The following is a 15392-nucleotide window of genomic DNA, read 5'->3' on the forward strand; positions in this document are numbered from 1 at the left end:
CGACCAGGGATTCAGGAGATCATCATGTTGAAGCGCACTCTTACTTCGGGCCTGGTCGCCATCTTCCTCGCCACTGGCGCGGTCGCCGGTACCTTGCAGTCGTCCTCCGCTCGCGGCCATCATCACCACCATCACCATAAGCATCACGACAAGCCCTGGTGGTGGTGGAACCATCACCACAAGCACCATCACCACAAGCATCATCATCACCACGGGAAAGTGATCATCTTCCTTTGAGCGAGACGACCTGCCTCGCGGAAGGGCGGCTTCGGCCGCCCTTTTTTTGCGAGCGACGGCGCCACTGATGTGGGCCACCCGGTTACCGGCAACATAAGATTTCAGCGCTGTCGCGCGAAGATTTCGCGAGTGACGAAACGTCGACCGCAGAAAGTTCTCTGGTCCGAGAGAAAAATCTTCAAAAACCTCGAACCTTTTTCCTGCTCGCCGCGACTGATGATCAAGAGGCGGATGGATCGCCTCTCGCAACCAAACAAGGAGATCGTCATGTTCACGCGCAAAATCGCTTCTGCCCTCATCGCCAGCACCGTCGCCGCCACCTCGCTGGTCGGCACCGTCCAGCCGTCGGCCGCCCACAGCCATCACCACAACCGCGAAATCGGCATCGGCATCGCCGCCGGCGTCGGCGGCTTCGTCCTCGGCAGCCTGCTCAATCAGCCCCGCACCGTCTATGTCGACGACGAGGGTGGCTCCTGGCACGTCCGCCGCTGCGCCAACCGCTACGCCAGTTACGATCCGTACTCCGACACCTATGTCGGCTATGACGGCTACCGCCACTATTGCCGCCTTTAAGAGGAGGCACCCCCACACGGAAAGGAGGGGCTGTACGCAGCCCCTCCTTCCTGATTTGAGCGCGCCGCGGTGCGGGCTACGGTTTGGAGATCGGCAATCCCGCTGCACGGCAGATGCGGGCAACACTCGCATTCTGCGATTGATCCCCCATGGCGATGAGTTCGAAGCTGCTTCCTTCATCCGGATAGATCTTGGCGGCGAACGGTTGGTCTGTTGTATGACCACCGGACGACGTCTTTGCAGCGACATGGCCGCAGACCAGGATTTCGCGGCGGCCGTCGAGCGTTCGCTCGCCGGCAAGCATCGTCCCGAATTTGGCGGATACAGGATCATGTAAATGCTGGCGAATGCCGATCGTGATTGTCTCCTCCAAAGCGAGCGAGATCGGAATCTCGCTGACTTGCTGGGAGACAGGGGCGGGCTCGGGCGCCGTCGCCACGCATCCGCACAGTGAAGCGGCGAGCAAAAGCTGAAGCGTTCTCCGCATTATAATCGGAACCCGCCGATCATCCTCGTCACCTCAGCGGCGGCGTCGCGCACCAGCGGCCCGATCTCGTCCAGCCGCTCCATCGTCACCCGCACCGTCGGTCCGGAGACCGAGACACCGCCGATCGGCTCGCCGAACTCGTTGAAAATGGCGGCGGCCACGCAGCGCATGCCGGGATGCCGCTCCTCGTCGTCGACCGACCAGCCGCGGTGCTTGATGACAGCCAGGTCATGGGCCAGCGCCGAAATGTCGGACAGCGTCTTGTCGGTGAAGCGCTGCAGGCCCGACTTGCGCAGGATGGCGGCGACGCGTTCCGGCTCGAGCTGCGCCAGCACCGCCTTGCCGATGCCCGAGGCATGGAAGGAGCTGCGCGTGCCCGGGCGGAAGAAGGCGCGGATCGCCTGATGGGTCTCGACCTGGCTGACGAAAACGACGCAATCGTCCTCGGCGACGCCGAGATTGGCGGTTTCACCGGTCTTCTCCATCAATTCCTGCATGACCACGCGGGCCCTGTCGACAAGCTTGCGGCGGCGCAGGAAGGCGGCACCCATGCGGTAGGTCTCGACGCCGATCGACCACAGCTGGTCCGATGTATCGAACTCGACCATGCCGTGGTTCTGCAGCGTCGTCAGCATGCGGTAGGCGGTGGACGCCGCGAGCTCGCTACGCGCCGAAATCTCGCTCAGCGACAGGCCACTGCCTTCAGCGACGATGGCCAGGATGCGCAAGGCCCGGTCCAGCGACTGTACAGAACCGGCCTCGGACGGACCGTTGAAAGCGCGCGGCCGGCCGCGCTGGCGTTTTTCGCTGGTTTCCATGGCGGCATTGTCGCCGGTTTCGCCGAAATCGCAATGAAAAACTTTTTCATCGTTTTGATGGCCGGATTCATTGGAAAACGAAAAACCCAGGGGAATCAGTGGATAGAAGCGGTTTTCTCGAAATGAAAAATTATTCTGAAAAAATTGAAAAATGAAAACGACACTGGCATTGTCTACCAACCAACAATCTTGAGGAGGCTGGACATGGCCAGGATGCGCGCTGTCGATGCAGCGGTTCTCGTTCTCGAAAAGGAAGGCGTTTCCTGCGGCTTCGGCGTGCCGGGCGCGGCGATCAATCCGTTCTATTCGGCGCTGAAGGCGAGGGGCTCGATCCGCCACATCCTGGCGCGCCATGTCGAGGCGGCCTCGCATATGGCCGAAGGCTACACGAGAGCCAAATCAGGCAATATCGGGCTGTGCATCGGCACGTCGGGCCCGGCCGGCACCGACATGGTCACCGGGCTCTATTCGGCGGCGGCGGACTCCATCCCGATCCTGTGCATCACTGGTCAGGCGCCGCGGGCACGGCTCAACAAGGAGGATTTCCAGGCGGTCGATATCGCCGCCATAGCCGCACCCGTCGCCAAATGGGCGGTCACGGTCATGGAGCCCTATCTCGTGCCGATGGCGCTGCAGAAGGCATTTCACCTGATGCGCTCGTCGCGACCGGGCCCGGTGCTCATCGACCTGCCGGTCGACGTGCAATTGGCCGAGATCGAATTCGATATCGATGCCTATGAACCGCTGGTCCCGTTCAAGCCGGCAATGTCGCGCGCCCAGGCCGAAAAGGCCTTGGCGATGCTCAATGCCGCGGAAAAGCCGCTGATCGTCGCCGGCGGCGGCATCATCAACGCCGATGCGTCGGATCTGTTGATCGAATTCGCCGAGATAACGGGCGTGCCGGTCATCCCGACGCTAATGGGCTGGGGCGCGATCCCCGACGACCACCGGCTGATGGCCGGCATGTGCGGGCTGCAGACCTCGCATCGCTACGGCAATGCGACGATGTTGGAAGCCGATTTCGTCTTTGGCATCGGCAATCGCTGGGCCAACCGCCACACCGGTTCGGTCGATGTCTACACCAAGGGCAAGAAATTCATCCATGTCGACATCGAACCGACCCAGATCGGCCGGGTGTTCGCGCCGGATCTCGGCGTCGTCTCGGACGCCGGTGCGGCACTGAAGATGCTGCTCGACGTCGCCACAGAGTGGAAGACGGCTGGAAAGCTGCGCGACTGGTCGGGCTGGGCGAAGGAATGCCAGGCCCGAAAGATGACGATGAAGCGCAAGACGCATTTCGAGCAGGTGCCGCTGAAGCCGCAGCGCGTCTATGAGGAGATGAACAAGGCGTTCGGCCGCGACACCACCTATGTCACCACGATCGGCCTGTCGCAGATCGCCGGGGCGCAGTTCCTGCATGTCTACAAGCCGCGCAACTGGATCAATTGCGGCCAGGCCGGCCCGCTCGGCTGGACGCTGCCGGCGGCGCTTGGCGTGCGCGCCGCCGATCCCGACCGAACCATCGTAGCGCTGTCGGGCGACTATGATTTTCAGTTCATGATCGAGGAACTGGCGGCCGGCGCACAGCACAAACTGCCGTATATCCACGTCGTCGTGAACAACGCCTATCTCGGCCTGATCCGCCAGGCGCAGCGCGGTTTTGCGATGGATTTCGAGGTCAGCCTCGCCTTCGAGAACGTCAACCGCTCCAACGATCCGGAGGCCGGCTACGGCGTCGACCATGTCGCGGTCGCCGAAGCCATGGGCTGCAAGGCGGTGCGGGTGCGCAAGCCGGAAGAGTTCGCCGGCGCGTTCAAGGAAGCGCAGCGGCTGATGAAGGAATACCAGGTGCCGGTGGTGCTCGAATTCATCCTCGAACGCGTCACCAACATTTCCATGGGCACGGAAATCGACAAGATCACCGAATTCGAGGACCTTGCCGAAAGCCATGAGGATGCGCCGACGGCGATTGTGTTGCTCGATTAGGCGCGCCGATATTCAGGTGAGACAGGCCTACAAACGGCGCCTTCCTGCGCTTCCGGTGCTCACGTACAGAAAGTACGTTCCGCTCCGGTTCTCGAAAGTCACCGTTTTCGACTCTGCCTGACCTGAATCTCAACACGCCTAGGGCCAAGCAGAAGATGGAGAAAAAGAATGCCGCGTTTTTCAGCCAATCTGTCGATGCTCTTTGGCGAGCACGATTTCCTCGACCGTTTCGATGCCGCCGCCCGCGCCGGCTTCAAGGGCGTCGAATATATCGGCCCCTATGATCATGCGCCCGAGATCGTTGCGGCGCGGCTGAAGAAGAACGGCCTGAACCAGGTGCTTTTCAACCTGCCGGCCGGCGACTGGGGCAAGGGCGAGCGCGGCATCGCGGTGCTACCCGACCGCGTGCCGGAATTCCGGCAAGGCATCGCCAAGGCGATCAGCTATGCCCATGCGCTGGGCTGCGAGCAGGTCAATTGCCTCGCCGGCATCGCGCCGCAGGGCGTGGATCGTTCGGTGCTGGAAAATACCTTTGCCGAAAACCTGGCGTTTGCGGCCGAGAAACTGGAGCAGGCCGGCATCCGGCTTTTGATCGAGCCGATCAACACGCGTGACATCCCGGGCTTCTTCCTGAACTATTCGAACCAGGCGCTGGCGCTGATCGACCGCGTCGGCTCGAAGAACCTGTTCCTGCAATACGACATCTATCACATGCAGATCATGGAGGGGGATCTCGCCCGTACCATCGAGGCCAACCTCGGCCGCATCGCGCATATCCAGCTTGCGGACAATCCCGGCCGTCACGAGCCGGGGACGGGCGAGATCAATTATCCCTTCCTCTACGAGCATATCGACAGGATCGGCTATTCCGGCTGGGTCGGAGCGGAATACAAACCGAAGGCGGGGACGGAGGCTGGGCTGGGGTGGTTTCGGGAGCTTAACGGGCAGGGGAGTGCCGCGGCTTAAGCGTCGCAGCCCCCTCATCCGGCCCTTCGGGCCACCTTCTCCCCGAGGGGAGAAGAGATCGCCGAGGTTAGCGCCAGCCTCTTCTCCCCAACGGGGAGAAGGTGGCCGCGTAGCGGCCGGATGAGGGGGCGTTTCACACAGTCATTTGGAGAACAACAATGGAAACCATCGGCTTCATCGGCCTTGGCATCATGGGCGCGCCGATGGCGGGGCATCTGCTCGATGCCGGCTACACCGTCGTCGCCAGCGACCACCGCTCGAAGCAGCCGGCCGATCTCGTCGCCAAGGGCTTGACAAGCATCACCGGCCACGCGGCAGTGGCGAAGGCCGCGGATATCATCATCACCATGGTTCCCGACACCCCGCAGGTAGCCGAGGTGCTGTTCGGCGAGAACGGTGTCGCTTCCGCCCTGAGCAAGGGCAAGCTGGTCATCGACATGAGCTCGATCTCGCCGATCGAGACCAAGGTTTTCGCCAAGAAAATCAACGATCTCGGCTGCGACTATCTTGACGCGCCGGTGTCGGGCGGCGAGGTCGGCGCAAAGGCGGCGTCGCTGACCATCATGGTCGGCGGCGAGGACAAGGCGTTCGAGCGCGCCAAGCCCGTGTTCGAAAAGATGGGCAAGAACATCACGCTTGTCGGCCCGAACGGCGTCGGCCAGACCACCAAGGTTGCCAACCAGATCGTCGTGGCCCTGACCATCGAGGCGATCGCCGAGGCGCTGGTCTTTGCCTCAAAAGCCGGCGCCGACCCCGCCAAGGTCCGGCAGGCGCTGATGGGCGGGCTGGCGGCATCGCGCATCCTCGAAGTGCATGGCGAGCGCATGATAAAGCGCGCCTTCGCGCCGGGCTTCCGCATCGAACTGCACCAGAAGGATCTCAATCTGGCGCTGGAAGGCGCCAAGGCACTCGGTGTCTCGCTGCCCAATACGTCGACGACGCAGCAGCTGTTCAACTCATGCTCGGCGAATGGCGGGGCAAAAGAGGATCACTCAGCGCTGGTTCGTGCGCTGGAGCGGATGGCGGGGCATGAAGTGGGTGAATAGCGAATGGTGAATAGTGAATAGTGAATGGTGACGGTAAGAACGCTTTTCCATTCACTATTTCACCATTCACCCTCCAAGGAATTTCCGTGCCGCATAAAGGCTCACCGCCGCCGCATTCGACACGTTGAGCGAGCGGATGGCGCCGGGCATGTCAAGGCGGGCGAGTGTCGTCACCGTCTCGCGCGTCTTCTGGCGCAGGCCCTTGCCCTCGGCGCCGAGCACCAGCGCAATCTTTTCGCCTGAAAAACTCGTTTCGAGCTCCGCTGGCCCATCGGAATCGAGGCCAATGGTCTGGAAGCCGGCTTCGTGCAGCTGTTCCAGCGCATCTGCCAGGTTCTTCACCTCAATCTGATCGATGTGTTCCAGCGCGCCGGAGGCGGATTTGGCCAGCACGCCGGATTCCTGCGGGCTGTGGCGCGCGGTGGTGATCAGCGCGCCGGCGCCGAAGGCGACCGCCGAGCGCAGGATGGCGCCCACATTGTGCGGGTCGGTCACCTGGTCGAGCACCAGCACCAGTTTGGTATCGCCGAGCGCGTCGAGGCGTTTTGGCTTCAACGGCTCTGCCTCGATCAGCACGCCCTGGTGGACGGCATCCGAGCCGGTGATCTTGTCGATCTCCTTGGGCTCGACGAGTTCGGCCTTGAACGGCAGAGCGGCGAGATCGGCGATCGCCAGCCGCTCGGCGGCGTTGCGCGTCACCAGCATCTTTTTGATCCGCCGGCGCGGATTGTCGAGCGCCGCTCGCACCGTGTGCAGGCCATAGAGCCTGACAAGCCCGTCGGCGGCGTTTTCGCCCGGCGGCACCGGCTGGCGCGGCCGGAAGGCGGGCGCGCCGCCGGCCTTCTCGTCGCGGTGGGCGCGGCGCAGCTTGGCGTAATGGGTGTCTTTGGCGGTCTTGGGCGTGTTGTCATTGCTCATGGCCGGCTTCTATAGCCGCGTCGTCGGGCTGTGGATACGGGCAGAAAGCCGGCTTGCCGGGCAGGCTGTCAAATTCAGCGCATTTTGCCTTGGGGTGCGGTTGACACCCACTGGCCTTGCCGCCATAAGGCGCTTCGCTGATTTCGGACAAAACCCTGGTTTCGACCTGATCGGCGAGAATGCCTCGTTGCAAGGCTTCGACGGCAGGCTGGAGAGGTGCCCGAGTGGTTAAAGGGGACGGACTGTAAATCCGTTAGCTTAGCTTACGTTGGTTCGAATCCAACCCTCTCCACCACTGCCAGCCCGCGAACCTTGAGGACGATGCGGGTATAGCTCAGTGGTAGAGCAGCAGCCTTCCAAGCTGAATATGCGGGTTCGATTCCCGCTACCCGCTCCAACTTCCCCCATCAAATCTGAGCGAATACGTCCAAGACGTTGCCGTGGGTGATTTTCCGGTTTCCGTCTACACGCCGGTCGATGCAGCGACCGCCGACCGGTTCATGGCTGTGGTGAAGGCGACGCCCGACAACCGCAGAGCGGCGTCGGGCGCGTTTCGGTCCGATGCAGAAGCAGGCGGTGTACCCTAGTTGTTAAACGCCGAAGCAACCTGATGCTGTTGCGGCATCTGTCCGTTCGGCGTCAGTCTGTCGACAATGCCTGGCAGGGCTGTGGACAATTGCTTGAGCAACTCCTGCTCGTCCAGTCCGGTCCTTTGCGCGATCTCTCGAATGACCTGCGGGCCGATCGCCTTGCCCAGATCATTGGCGTTGATCGGCTGGTTCTGCCCGGTGCCGACCCAGGAGTCAGCGACATTGCCTTGGCCGGCATTCTTGAGCTTGTCGAGCAGTCCGCCCAGTCCGCCGAGCAGGCCGCCGTCGCTGGAGGCCGCGGTTCCGGTGGGGGCTGGCGTTTGAGGCTGAGGGGGTTCGCCCGTCTCTCCGGCACTCGTCTGTTCGGCGCTTCTGCCGCTCAGCATCTTTCCCACCAGCAGCGCGCCGAGCGCGATCATCAGCGGTTTGGTGATGTTGCCGCCGGGTACGGCGTTGTCAAAAAGTCCCATAGGTCAATCCTCCATAACGGCCAAGCCCGTCCCGCCGGCTACAATGGAGCATGCGGGCGGAAATTCAAGTTGGCTTGAGCTTTTGACAATCATGTGACCATGATCGGCCGGCGGGGGAATGGAGAGGAAAAATGGGCATTATCAGCTGGATTATCCTCGGCGTCATCGCCGGCTTTATCGGCAGCAAGATCGTCAACAAGACCGGCCAGGGCCTGATCATGGATATCGTGCTCGGCATTGTCGGCGCCATCGTCGGCGGGCTGATCTTCAGCGCCTTTGGCGCCACGGGCGTGACCGGCCTCAACATCTGGAGCCTGATCGTCGCCGTCATCGGCGCGGTGGTCGTGCTGTGGGCCTATCACCAGTTCTCCGGCAAGCGAACGCTTTAGGCGCCAGTCTGCCGATTGGTTGACCGCAGGACGGCCAAACCTGCTTCGACGCGTTGACTTGGGTCAGGCGACGACGGTCAGCCTGCGTTTGCGTTCATCAAGCGAGACGATGGTCAGCCCGCTCGCGACCACCAGCAGGATGCCGCAGACCGCCAAGGCATTCGGGAACTGCCCGAATACCAGCACGCCTGAGATGACCGCCCAGACGGTGAAGCAGTAGTAGAACGGTGCTACGACGCCGGTCGGACCGACGCGATAGGCCATGAAGATGAAGAAATGGCCGAAGATCAGGAAGAATCCGGCGCCGGCCATGAGCAGCAGGTGCCGGGCTTCCGGCATTACCCAGCGCTCGGAAACGAGATGCGCGGCGCCGGCGCCGATCAGCACCACTACGACGGCGGAAATGGCGACGATCATGCCCGGCACCTCGGCCGCGATCCGCCTGCCGGCAAGATCGCGCGCCGCCGCCAATACCGCGTTGCCGAGCGCCAGCAACGCATAGACCGAGATGCCCTGCATGGTCGGCTGGGCCACCATGAGCGCACCGATGAAGCCGAGCCCGATCAGCGCCATGCGCACGCCGCCGATCCGTTCGCCGAACAGGATGGAGGAGCCGACCAGCATCAAAAGCGGGGTGATCTGCCCGAGCGCGGTCGAATCGGCGATCTGCATGTTGGCCAGCGCCACGACGTAACAGAGGATGGCCGCGAGCTCGAGCAGGTTGCGGCGCAGCACGCGTTTGTCGAAGATCAAAGGGATCTGCCTGCCATAGCCCAGCAGGAACAGCAGCGGCATGCCCCATAGCGTGGCCGCGACCCCGCGCAGGAACAGCACTTCATAGGACGGCAAGCCCGCGGTCGCGAGTTTCATCATCGTGTCGTTGACGAGGTACGACCCCGTCGAAACGATCATGAACAGCGGGCCGCGTATGGAGGTCGGTATGAATTGCATGGGGCAACCAAATCAGACCGCCGCCGTAGCGGCAATGGGCCAGGCGCCGGCTGCACATCCGGCAGGCAAAGGCCAGGACATGGGCGGGACAGGACATGGGCGGGAATAGCAAACAGGTGCTGGAGCCCGCAGCCCCCATTTCATTTCCGCTCGCGCGTTCCTATATCAGCGCCACATCCCCGCAATCGGATCATCGGTTGAGACCGAGTGGACAGCGCACCCGGCCACAAGGCACTTGTGTTTTTCGGCCGTAGTCGCTAATCGCCCCGCATTCGACTGAACTGAAGGTCAAGGCCGTCCAAGGAAAGAGACTATGGCAAAAGGTAAATTCGAGCGTAACAAGCCTCATGTGAACATTGGCACGATTGGCCACGTCGATCATGGCAAGACGTCGCTGACGGCGGCGATCACGAAGTATTTTGGCGAGTACAAGCGCTACGACCAGATCGATGCGGCGCCCGAAGAGAAGGCCCGCGGCATCACGATTTCGACGGCGCACGTCGAATACGAGACGACTGCGCGCCACTACGCCCATGTCGACTGCCCCGGCCACGCCGACTATGTGAAGAACATGATCACCGGCGCCGCGCAGATGGACGGCGCGATCCTGGTCGTGTCGGCCGCCGACGGCCCGATGCCGCAGACCCGCGAGCACATCCTGCTTGCCCGTCAGGTCGGCGTGCCGTCGATCGTGGTGTTCTTGAACAAGGTCGACCAGGTCGACGATGCCGAGCTGCTCGAACTGGTCGAGCTCGAGGTTCGCGAGCTTCTGTCGAAGAACGAGTTCCCCGGCGACGACATTCCGATCGTCAAGGGTTCGGCGCTGGCAGCACTCGAAGATTCCAACAAGACCATCGGCGAAGATGCGATCCGCGAGCTGATGGCTGCGGTCGATGCTTACATCCCGACGCCGGTTCGTCCGCTGGACAAGCCGTTCCTGATGCCGATCGAAGACGTGTTCTCGATCTCGGGCCGTGGCACGGTCGTGACCGGCCGCGTCGAGCGCGGCATCGTCAAGGTCGGCGAGGAACTGGAAATCATCGGCATCCGTCCGACGACCAAGACGACCTGCACGGGCGTCGAGATGTTCCGCAAGCTGCTCGATCAGGGCCAGGCCGGCGACAACATCGGCGCGCTGCTGCGTGGCGTTGATCGTGAAGGCGTCGAGCGCGGCCAGGTTCTGGCCAAGCCCGGTACGGTGAAGCCGCACAAGAAGTTCGTGGCCGAAGCCTACATCCTGACCAAGGACGAAGGTGGCCGTCACACGCCGTTCTTCACCAACTACCGTCCGCAGTTCTACTTCCGCACGACCGACGTGACCGGCATCGTGTCGCTGCCGGAAGGCACGGAGATGGTTATGCCCGGCGACAACATCACGGTCGATGTCGAGCTGATCGTGCCGATCGCCATGGAAGAGAAGCTGCGCTTCGCCATCCGTGAAGGCGGCCGCACCGTCGGTGCCGGCATCGTCGTCACCATCAAAGAGTAATCGAGCCCGGCATCGCCGGATCGAAACGGGATAGGGGCGGCCCTCGGGCCGCCCTTTTTCGTTGGCCAGATGTGCCTGTTTTGGGGTCCCAATCTCTGTTGCAAGTCTGTGAGCCTCTACAGTATAGATTGCATTGAGGGCTTGGTCGGATGGTTCCACAGCACCGTTTGCATAGTCGGTCATGGTGGGCACTGGGGCTGATCTGCCTGGCGTCGATGTTTGCCATGGGCAGCGCCGCCTTCGCGGCCGAGACAAAAAATTCAGAGCCGGATCCGGATCCGCCGATGCGGTTCGTCGTCGTGCGCAGCGACGCGGCGGGCTGTGAGCCGACCTGTCCGGAATGGATATCGGCCGAGGGTGCGATATCGGCCAAGTCGCCGGCGCTGCTCAAGGCTGCCCTGAAAACGCTCGGCGGCCGCAAATTGCCGATCGTCATCAACTCTCCGGGCGGCGATGTCGATGCGGCCATCGCCATGGGCCGGATGATACGCAAGAACAAGCTCGACATCGCGGTCGGCAGGACGTGGTTCGTCGGCTGCGAGCCGGGGATGAAAAACTGCAAGGAGAACGACGCCAGAGGCGCGCACTATATCGGCAGCCCCTATGTGCTCGGCAGCTATTGCGCGTCCGCTTGTCCAATGATGCTGGCCGGCGGCACCAGGCGCCTGGTCGGGCCGCTGGCCTATCTCGGCGTCCACCAGATCACCACCACGATCGTGCAGATGAACGTGCAATATCAGGTCCGCTACCGGATCGTGAAAGGCAAGAAGCGGGTCATCAGCAAGAAGGTCGTCAGCCGCAAGAACACCGGCAGCTACAAGACCTACGAGATGAGCAAGGGGGTGGAGCGCAAGCTGTCCGCCTATTTCAAGGAGATGGGTGTCGACCTCAGCATCATCGAGACGATGAAGAGCACGCCGGCCAGCGACATCCAGCAGATCGACCTCAGCGACATGCTGACAATGAAGCTGGTCACCAGCGAAGACGCTGCAGATCTGCTGACCAGCGCAAGCCTGTGCAGGCTGGACCTTCCGGCTCCGAATTGCCGGGAAATACCGGAGAACAAGCCAGCCGGCGGCCTGCCGGACGTGGCAAAGGCTGCGCCGCTGCCGCTGAAGCCGGAGAGCGCGCCGCACGATGACGGCATGCGCTTTGTCGTGGTTCGCGGCAGCAACCCGCTCTGCAATCCCGACTGCCCGGAATGGATTGCAGCGCAAGGCGCGATTACGCCTCAGACGCCGCAGAAACTCAGCCAATTGCTCGCCACGCTTGGCAACCGGCGGCTGCCGGTGGTGATCAGCTCGCGAGGCGGAGACCTCTCCGGCGCCCTGGCGGCGGGCCGGATCATCCATGAAAAGAAGCTCGACGTTGCCGTTGCCCGCACAGATTTCGTCGACTGCGACCCGGCAGAGTGGAATTGCCTGGCCAAGGAAGGCGCCTATGCCGGACTGAGCGTCCATGGCGACGGCGACTGCGATTCGGCCTGCGCGCTCATGCTGGCCGGTGGCGCCAGACGGCTTGTCGGTTCCCAGGCGCGGCTCAGCCTCTATCTGATGGGGCAAAAGCAGGCGGTCAGGTCTTACCTCGACGAGATGGCGATCAGCCCCGCTTTGTTCAGGGCGCTCCAGGGCAGTTCGGTCGAGCGTCAGCTCGAACCCGACATGATGCTGAAGGTCGGCCTGACGACCGGGCGCCAGTCGGTGGATGCGCTGACGGGGTCCAGCATCTGCAAATCGGCGCCGAAACCTGAGAATTGCCGCGTGGTGCCGTCGTCCAATGGCTGATCGTGCCCTATCGTCATGGAAGCGAAAGGGGTCGGATGGGCGTGCTGGAGCCGAGGAAGGCGACGCCGGCAAGCGACATCACGCCGAAGCGCCGGCCAAATTGTAGCGCGGCGGGTTCACACTCGCCATCGAGGCAGGTTGAGCAGGGCGCGATTTCCGCTATCGTCGTGCAGGCGCCGGGCTTGGCGGAGGATCAAGAATGAGCCAGGATATCCGACACTCTACGAATGGGCCGGCGGCATCGAAGCCCTCAACCAGCTGACGGAAACCTTTTACGACAAGGTGTCGCGCGACCCGGTGGTCGGCCCGGTGTTCAAACACATGTCGCCGGATCATCCCACGCATGTCGCGGCCTTCATCGGCGAGGTTTTTGGCGGACCGAAGACCTACAGCGAACAGCATGGCGGCCATCGCGAGATGGTCATGCATCACTTGGGCAAGCATCTGACGGAGGAACAGCGCCGCCGCTGGATCAGCCTGCTTGCCGATGCCGCCGATGCGGTCGGGCTGCCGGACGATCCCGAATTCCGTTCCGCCTTCATGGGCTATGTCGAATGGGGGTCACGGCTTGCCAAGATGAATTCCACCCTCGGCGAGACCTGCGACCCGCAGACCGAACCGATGCCGGCCTGGGGCTGGGGCGTACCGGGCGGGCCGTACAAGCCGCCGGCCGGGGATTGAGCGCCGGCATGCGGCTTCAGGCAGGCGAAAAATCGAGATCGGCAGGGACGGGCTGGTCATCACCTATTCGGATTTTGGCAAAGGATCTGAAAGCGCGTCAGACACTCTTTACAGCGCGCCCGGAAGCTTTTAGGAAGCGCCTGCGCTGAAACGCGCGTACGGGCATAGCTCAGTTGGTAGAGCGGCGGTCTCCAAAACCGCAGGTCGTAGGTTCGAGCCCTGCTGCCCGTGCCATTTTCCTCGTTGGAATCCGGCATTTTAGAAACGCCTTGTTTTGGCTCCTCGTTTGGTTGGGCTGAAGCCGCGTACTCGACGAGCGACGTTCCGAAGGCATGCGCAGAGCGAGAGCGCTGATGCGCAATGCCGAAGTCGGCGTATTTACACGAACGATTTCCTTGATTCAACTGCCATTGGCGAGCCAATTGCCATTTGCGTTCACAATTCAGAATAGGCCTATTTTGCTGCCGCCGGCTGCTTTTCAGCGGCTGCGAATTATTGGAAGCGGGATGCTGGCCTGGCTTCTGAAATTTTCTGAACAGGGCTCTTGAACCGGTTTTCGGCCCTTCCTAATTCGTTTCCCGCCGAGGCCGATTGGCTTGGCAAAAGGCGGCGCTGCTGGGCGGCGCCCTTGTACCCATGTTGCTTCAAGGAGGATGTGGCTATGAGAACCTTTGATAGTCTCTATCGGACCACCGTCGGTTTCGACCGGCTTTTCGACATGCCCGACAGCGGTACGCGTCCGGACTGGCCGCCCTATAACATCGAGAAGGTCGACGAGAACGACTACCGTATCTCGATGGCCATCGCGGGCTTCAGCCAGGATGAGGTTGAGCTGACCCAGCATGGACCCGAACTGGTCGTGGTAGGCCAGAAAGCTGATGATCAGAGCGGACGCCAGCTGCTGCACCAGGGCATTGCCTACCGCAGTTTCAGGCAGACGTTCAAGCTTGCCGACCACATGAAGATCAAGGCAGCCAAACTGGAGAATGGCCTCCTCTCGATCGACATTGTCCGCGAGATTCCCGAAGAGCTGAAGCCGCGCCGCATCAGCATCGGCGTGGGCGACGCCCAGGTGGGCGGCAAGCAGATCGCCCAGGATACGGAACGCACCCGCAAAGCGGCCTGATCGTATCGATTCAGTTATCCCTGCGGTCCGCCTCCCGGCTTCGGCCGGGAGGCCCAGATTGCGGAGAATGGAGATGGACAACTTCTACGAGACACCGACACTTTCTGCGGCACGCTCGGGCAAAATTGAAACTTCTTTGTGCCTGCTCGACAATCCAGACGACGTCATCAACCATCCACGCCTCAGCCGTGGAGAAAAGCGGGCACTGCTTTCCTCGTGGGCGTCCGATGCCTGCGCGGTGGAAAACCAGCCTGCCTTGCGCCGCCTGGACAACGGCACGGTAATCCCTGTCGACCAGATTCTGAGGGCGTTGAAGGCTCTCGATGAGAAACCCACGCTGGGGAAAGAGACTTCAGGCCGAGTGCTGCCTTGGCGACCCTCCTCGCGCCGCAGCGCTCTCAAGGCTTGGCGGCGTCGTGGCCGTTCTTTCGGCCCCGACGATGACGACGACCCGCCCCCGTGCCCGGCAGTGATCGCGCCGCGCCCACGCCCACCACGCGGAATCGGCGCAGTGGCCGAGGTCGAACTCGCCTGTGCCTGAACTAACCCTGGGTTGATCCAGCTGCCTCGCCAGGGGCAGCTGGATTCCAACCTTGGGTGCTTCATTTGCTTTCCAACACAGCAGGTCGCAGTTTCGACCTCAACGCCATTTCCTCGAACTTGTAATCACGTGCCTGATCTTCCGGATGCATCCTCCGGAATTGGGGTCTGGCATTGAAAAACGGCAGGTGGCTTGCCATATTGGGCGAACTGAGGCATAAGGCCCCGATAGCCGGGACGGGACGACTGGATGGTTCCGAGGCGGCGTTTGATCATAAAGCGGACACTTGCCACTTGCGTGGATCAAGAATCGGTTTTATGTAGACACAACAGACACGCGA

Annotated in this window: 19 protein-coding genes and 3 tRNA genes; 17 read left to right on the top strand and 5 right to left on the bottom strand. The window is 62.2% G+C overall.

Annotated elements, in window-relative coordinates:
• Positions 1–24: 24 nt before the first annotated feature.
• Positions 25–237 carry a hypothetical protein gene (locus ACYG9Y_RS09995; protein WP_084014321.1) on the top strand — a complete coding sequence of 71 codons (213 nt, stop codon included), beginning with the start codon at positions 25–27 and terminating at the stop codon, positions 235–237.
• 267 nt (positions 238–504) lie between these two features.
• On the top strand, positions 505–810 hold the full coding sequence (locus ACYG9Y_RS10000; protein WP_023738913.1) for a BA14K family protein: 306 nt from the start codon (positions 505–507) through the stop codon (positions 808–810).
• A 76-nt stretch (positions 811–886) separates the two neighbouring features.
• Here the strand turns inward: ACYG9Y_RS10000 and ACYG9Y_RS10005 are convergent, their stop codons facing one another.
• Positions 887–1276 (bottom strand): hypothetical protein, encoded by a 390-nt coding sequence (locus ACYG9Y_RS10005; protein ID WP_245260428.1) that lies wholly within the window; start codon positions 1274–1276, stop codon positions 887–889.
• A gap of 20 nt (positions 1277–1296) precedes the next feature.
• Entirely contained in the window at positions 1297–2115 is an 819-nt protein-coding gene (gene bhcR, locus ACYG9Y_RS10010) for an HTH-type transcriptional regulator BhcR (protein WP_023681470.1), read from the bottom strand.
• 204 nt (positions 2116–2319) lie between these two features.
• Between bhcR and gcl the strand changes: the two genes are divergently transcribed.
• The 3 genes from gcl to ACYG9Y_RS10025 all read left to right on the top strand — a co-directional run bounded on the left by gcl (position 2320) and on the right by ACYG9Y_RS10025 (position 6113).
• Positions 2320–4101: a glyoxylate carboligase gene (gene gcl, locus ACYG9Y_RS10015; RefSeq protein WP_023738911.1), complete on the top strand. Its 1782-nt coding sequence runs from the start codon at positions 2320–2322 to the stop codon at positions 4099–4101.
• A gap of 168 nt (positions 4102–4269) precedes the next feature.
• The gene (hyi, locus tag ACYG9Y_RS10020) at positions 4270–5067 is read left to right on the top strand and encodes a hydroxypyruvate isomerase (RefSeq protein ID WP_023738910.1); all 798 of its coding nucleotides are present in this window, start codon (positions 4270–4272) and stop codon (positions 5065–5067) included.
• Positions 5068–5225: 158 nt separating this feature from the next.
• Positions 5226–6113, top strand: coding sequence for a 2-hydroxy-3-oxopropionate reductase (locus ACYG9Y_RS10025; protein WP_023738909.1), 888 nt, complete (start codon positions 5226–5228; stop codon positions 6111–6113).
• 66 nt (positions 6114–6179) lie between these two features.
• Here the strand turns inward: ACYG9Y_RS10025 and rlmB are convergent, their stop codons facing one another.
• Positions 6180–7031: a 23S rRNA (guanosine(2251)-2'-O)-methyltransferase RlmB gene (gene rlmB / locus ACYG9Y_RS10030; protein ID WP_023738908.1), complete on the bottom strand. Its 852-nt coding sequence runs from the start codon at positions 7029–7031 to the stop codon at positions 6180–6182.
• Here rlmB and ACYG9Y_RS10035 point away from each other — a divergent pair.
• The 4 genes from ACYG9Y_RS10035 to ACYG9Y_RS10050 all read left to right on the top strand — a co-directional run bounded on the left by ACYG9Y_RS10035 (position 7030) and on the right by ACYG9Y_RS10050 (position 7618).
• On the top strand, positions 7030–7263 hold the full coding sequence (locus ACYG9Y_RS10035; RefSeq protein WP_023738907.1) for a hypothetical protein: 234 nt from the start codon (positions 7030–7032) through the stop codon (positions 7261–7263). The genes rlmB and ACYG9Y_RS10035 overlap by 2 nt on opposite strands.
• Positions 7242–7326 (top strand) — tRNA-Tyr (locus tag ACYG9Y_RS10040). Before ACYG9Y_RS10035 ends, ACYG9Y_RS10040 begins: the two co-directional genes overlap by 22 nt.
• A gap of 28 nt (positions 7327–7354) precedes the next feature.
• A tRNA-Gly gene (locus ACYG9Y_RS10045) sits at positions 7355–7428 on the top strand.
• 43 nt (positions 7429–7471) lie between these two features.
• Complete coding sequence (locus ACYG9Y_RS10050; protein WP_023738906.1) at positions 7472–7618, top strand: hypothetical protein; 147 nt, start codon at positions 7472–7474, stop codon at positions 7616–7618.
• On the opposite strand, the gene ACYG9Y_RS10055 is transcribed toward ACYG9Y_RS10050, so the two are convergent.
• Complete coding sequence (locus tag ACYG9Y_RS10055) at positions 7615–8091, bottom strand: YidB family protein (protein WP_023738905.1); 477 nt, start codon at positions 8089–8091, stop codon at positions 7615–7617. The genes ACYG9Y_RS10050 and ACYG9Y_RS10055 overlap by 4 nt on opposite strands.
• Positions 8092–8222: 131 nt before the next feature.
• Between ACYG9Y_RS10055 and ACYG9Y_RS10060 the strand changes: the two genes are divergently transcribed.
• On the top strand, positions 8223–8480 hold the full coding sequence (locus tag ACYG9Y_RS10060; protein ID WP_023667446.1) for a GlsB/YeaQ/YmgE family stress response membrane protein: 258 nt from the start codon (positions 8223–8225) through the stop codon (positions 8478–8480).
• Positions 8481–8543: 63 nt separating this feature from the next.
• On the opposite strand, the gene ACYG9Y_RS10065 is transcribed toward ACYG9Y_RS10060, so the two are convergent.
• The gene (locus tag ACYG9Y_RS10065) at positions 8544–9431 is read right to left on the bottom strand and encodes a DMT family transporter (RefSeq protein ID WP_023738904.1); all 888 of its coding nucleotides are present in this window, start codon (positions 9429–9431) and stop codon (positions 8544–8546) included.
• Between the two features lie 313 nt (positions 9432–9744).
• On the opposite strand from ACYG9Y_RS10065, the gene tuf reads away from it, so the two are divergent.
• From tuf to ACYG9Y_RS10100, 7 genes are all read left to right on the top strand, one after another.
• Positions 9745–10920 carry an elongation factor Tu gene (gene tuf, locus ACYG9Y_RS10070; protein WP_352608132.1) on the top strand — a complete coding sequence of 392 codons (1176 nt, stop codon included), beginning with the start codon at positions 9745–9747 and terminating at the stop codon, positions 10918–10920.
• A 149-nt stretch (positions 10921–11069) separates the two neighbouring features.
• Positions 11070–12704, top strand: a complete 1635-nt coding sequence (locus ACYG9Y_RS10075) for a COG3904 family protein (protein WP_023740284.1) — start codon at positions 11070–11072, stop codon at positions 12702–12704.
• Between the two features lie 192 nt (positions 12705–12896).
• Positions 12897–13385, top strand: a complete 489-nt coding sequence (locus tag ACYG9Y_RS10080) for a group II truncated hemoglobin (RefSeq protein ID WP_031253368.1) — start codon at positions 12897–12899, stop codon at positions 13383–13385.
• Positions 13386–13543: 158 nt separating this feature from the next.
• Positions 13544–13619, top strand: a tRNA-Trp gene (locus ACYG9Y_RS10085).
• 119 nt (positions 13620–13738) lie between these two features.
• A complete protein-coding gene (locus tag ACYG9Y_RS10090; protein WP_156942347.1) occupies positions 13739–13933 on the top strand; it encodes a hypothetical protein in 195 nt (64 codons plus the stop codon).
• A 113-nt stretch (positions 13934–14046) separates the two neighbouring features.
• Positions 14047–14511 (top strand): Hsp20 family protein, encoded by a 465-nt coding sequence (locus ACYG9Y_RS10095; RefSeq protein WP_352608128.1) that lies wholly within the window; start codon positions 14047–14049, stop codon positions 14509–14511.
• A gap of 73 nt (positions 14512–14584) precedes the next feature.
• Positions 14585–15052 carry a hypothetical protein gene (locus ACYG9Y_RS10100; RefSeq protein ID WP_023749180.1) on the top strand — a complete coding sequence of 156 codons (468 nt, stop codon included), beginning with the start codon at positions 14585–14587 and terminating at the stop codon, positions 15050–15052.
• Positions 15053–15392 lie beyond the last annotated feature (340 nt).

The organism is Mesorhizobium sp. W050, from assembly GCF_054719535.1.

Coding starts and splice junctions, on each gene's coding strand:
- ACYG9Y_RS09995 (WP_084014321.1), top strand. CDS start 25: ATGTTGAAGCGCACTCTTACTTCGGGCCTGGTCGCCATCTTCCTCGCC.
- ACYG9Y_RS10000 (WP_023738913.1), top strand. CDS start 505: ATGTTCACGCGCAAAATCGCTTCTGCCCTCATCGCCAGCACCGTCGCC.
- bhcR (WP_023681470.1), bottom strand. CDS start 2,115: ATGGAAACCAGCGAAAAACGCCAGCGCGGCCGGCCGCGCGCTTTCAAC.
- gcl (WP_023738911.1), top strand. CDS start 2,320: ATGGCCAGGATGCGCGCTGTCGATGCAGCGGTTCTCGTTCTCGAAAAG.
- hyi (WP_023738910.1), top strand. CDS start 4,270: ATGCCGCGTTTTTCAGCCAATCTGTCGATGCTCTTTGGCGAGCACGAT.
- ACYG9Y_RS10025 (WP_023738909.1), top strand. CDS start 5,226: ATGGAAACCATCGGCTTCATCGGCCTTGGCATCATGGGCGCGCCGATG.
- ACYG9Y_RS10035 (WP_023738907.1), top strand. CDS start 7,030: ATGGCCGGCTTCTATAGCCGCGTCGTCGGGCTGTGGATACGGGCAGAA.
- rlmB (WP_023738908.1), bottom strand. CDS start 7,031: ATGAGCAATGACAACACGCCCAAGACCGCCAAAGACACCCATTACGCC.
- ACYG9Y_RS10055 (WP_023738905.1), bottom strand. CDS start 8,091: ATGGGACTTTTTGACAACGCCGTACCCGGCGGCAACATCACCAAACCG.
- ACYG9Y_RS10060 (WP_023667446.1), top strand. CDS start 8,223: ATGGGCATTATCAGCTGGATTATCCTCGGCGTCATCGCCGGCTTTATC.
- ACYG9Y_RS10065 (WP_023738904.1), bottom strand. CDS start 9,431: ATGCAATTCATACCGACCTCCATACGCGGCCCGCTGTTCATGATCGTT.
- tuf (WP_352608132.1), top strand. CDS start 9,745: ATGGCAAAAGGTAAATTCGAGCGTAACAAGCCTCATGTGAACATTGGC.
- ACYG9Y_RS10075 (WP_023740284.1), top strand. CDS start 11,070: ATGGTTCCACAGCACCGTTTGCATAGTCGGTCATGGTGGGCACTGGGG.
- ACYG9Y_RS10090 (WP_156942347.1), top strand. CDS start 13,739: ATGCGCAATGCCGAAGTCGGCGTATTTACACGAACGATTTCCTTGATT.
- ACYG9Y_RS10095 (WP_352608128.1), top strand. CDS start 14,047: ATGAGAACCTTTGATAGTCTCTATCGGACCACCGTCGGTTTCGACCGG.
- ACYG9Y_RS10100 (WP_023749180.1), top strand. CDS start 14,585: ATGGACAACTTCTACGAGACACCGACACTTTCTGCGGCACGCTCGGGC.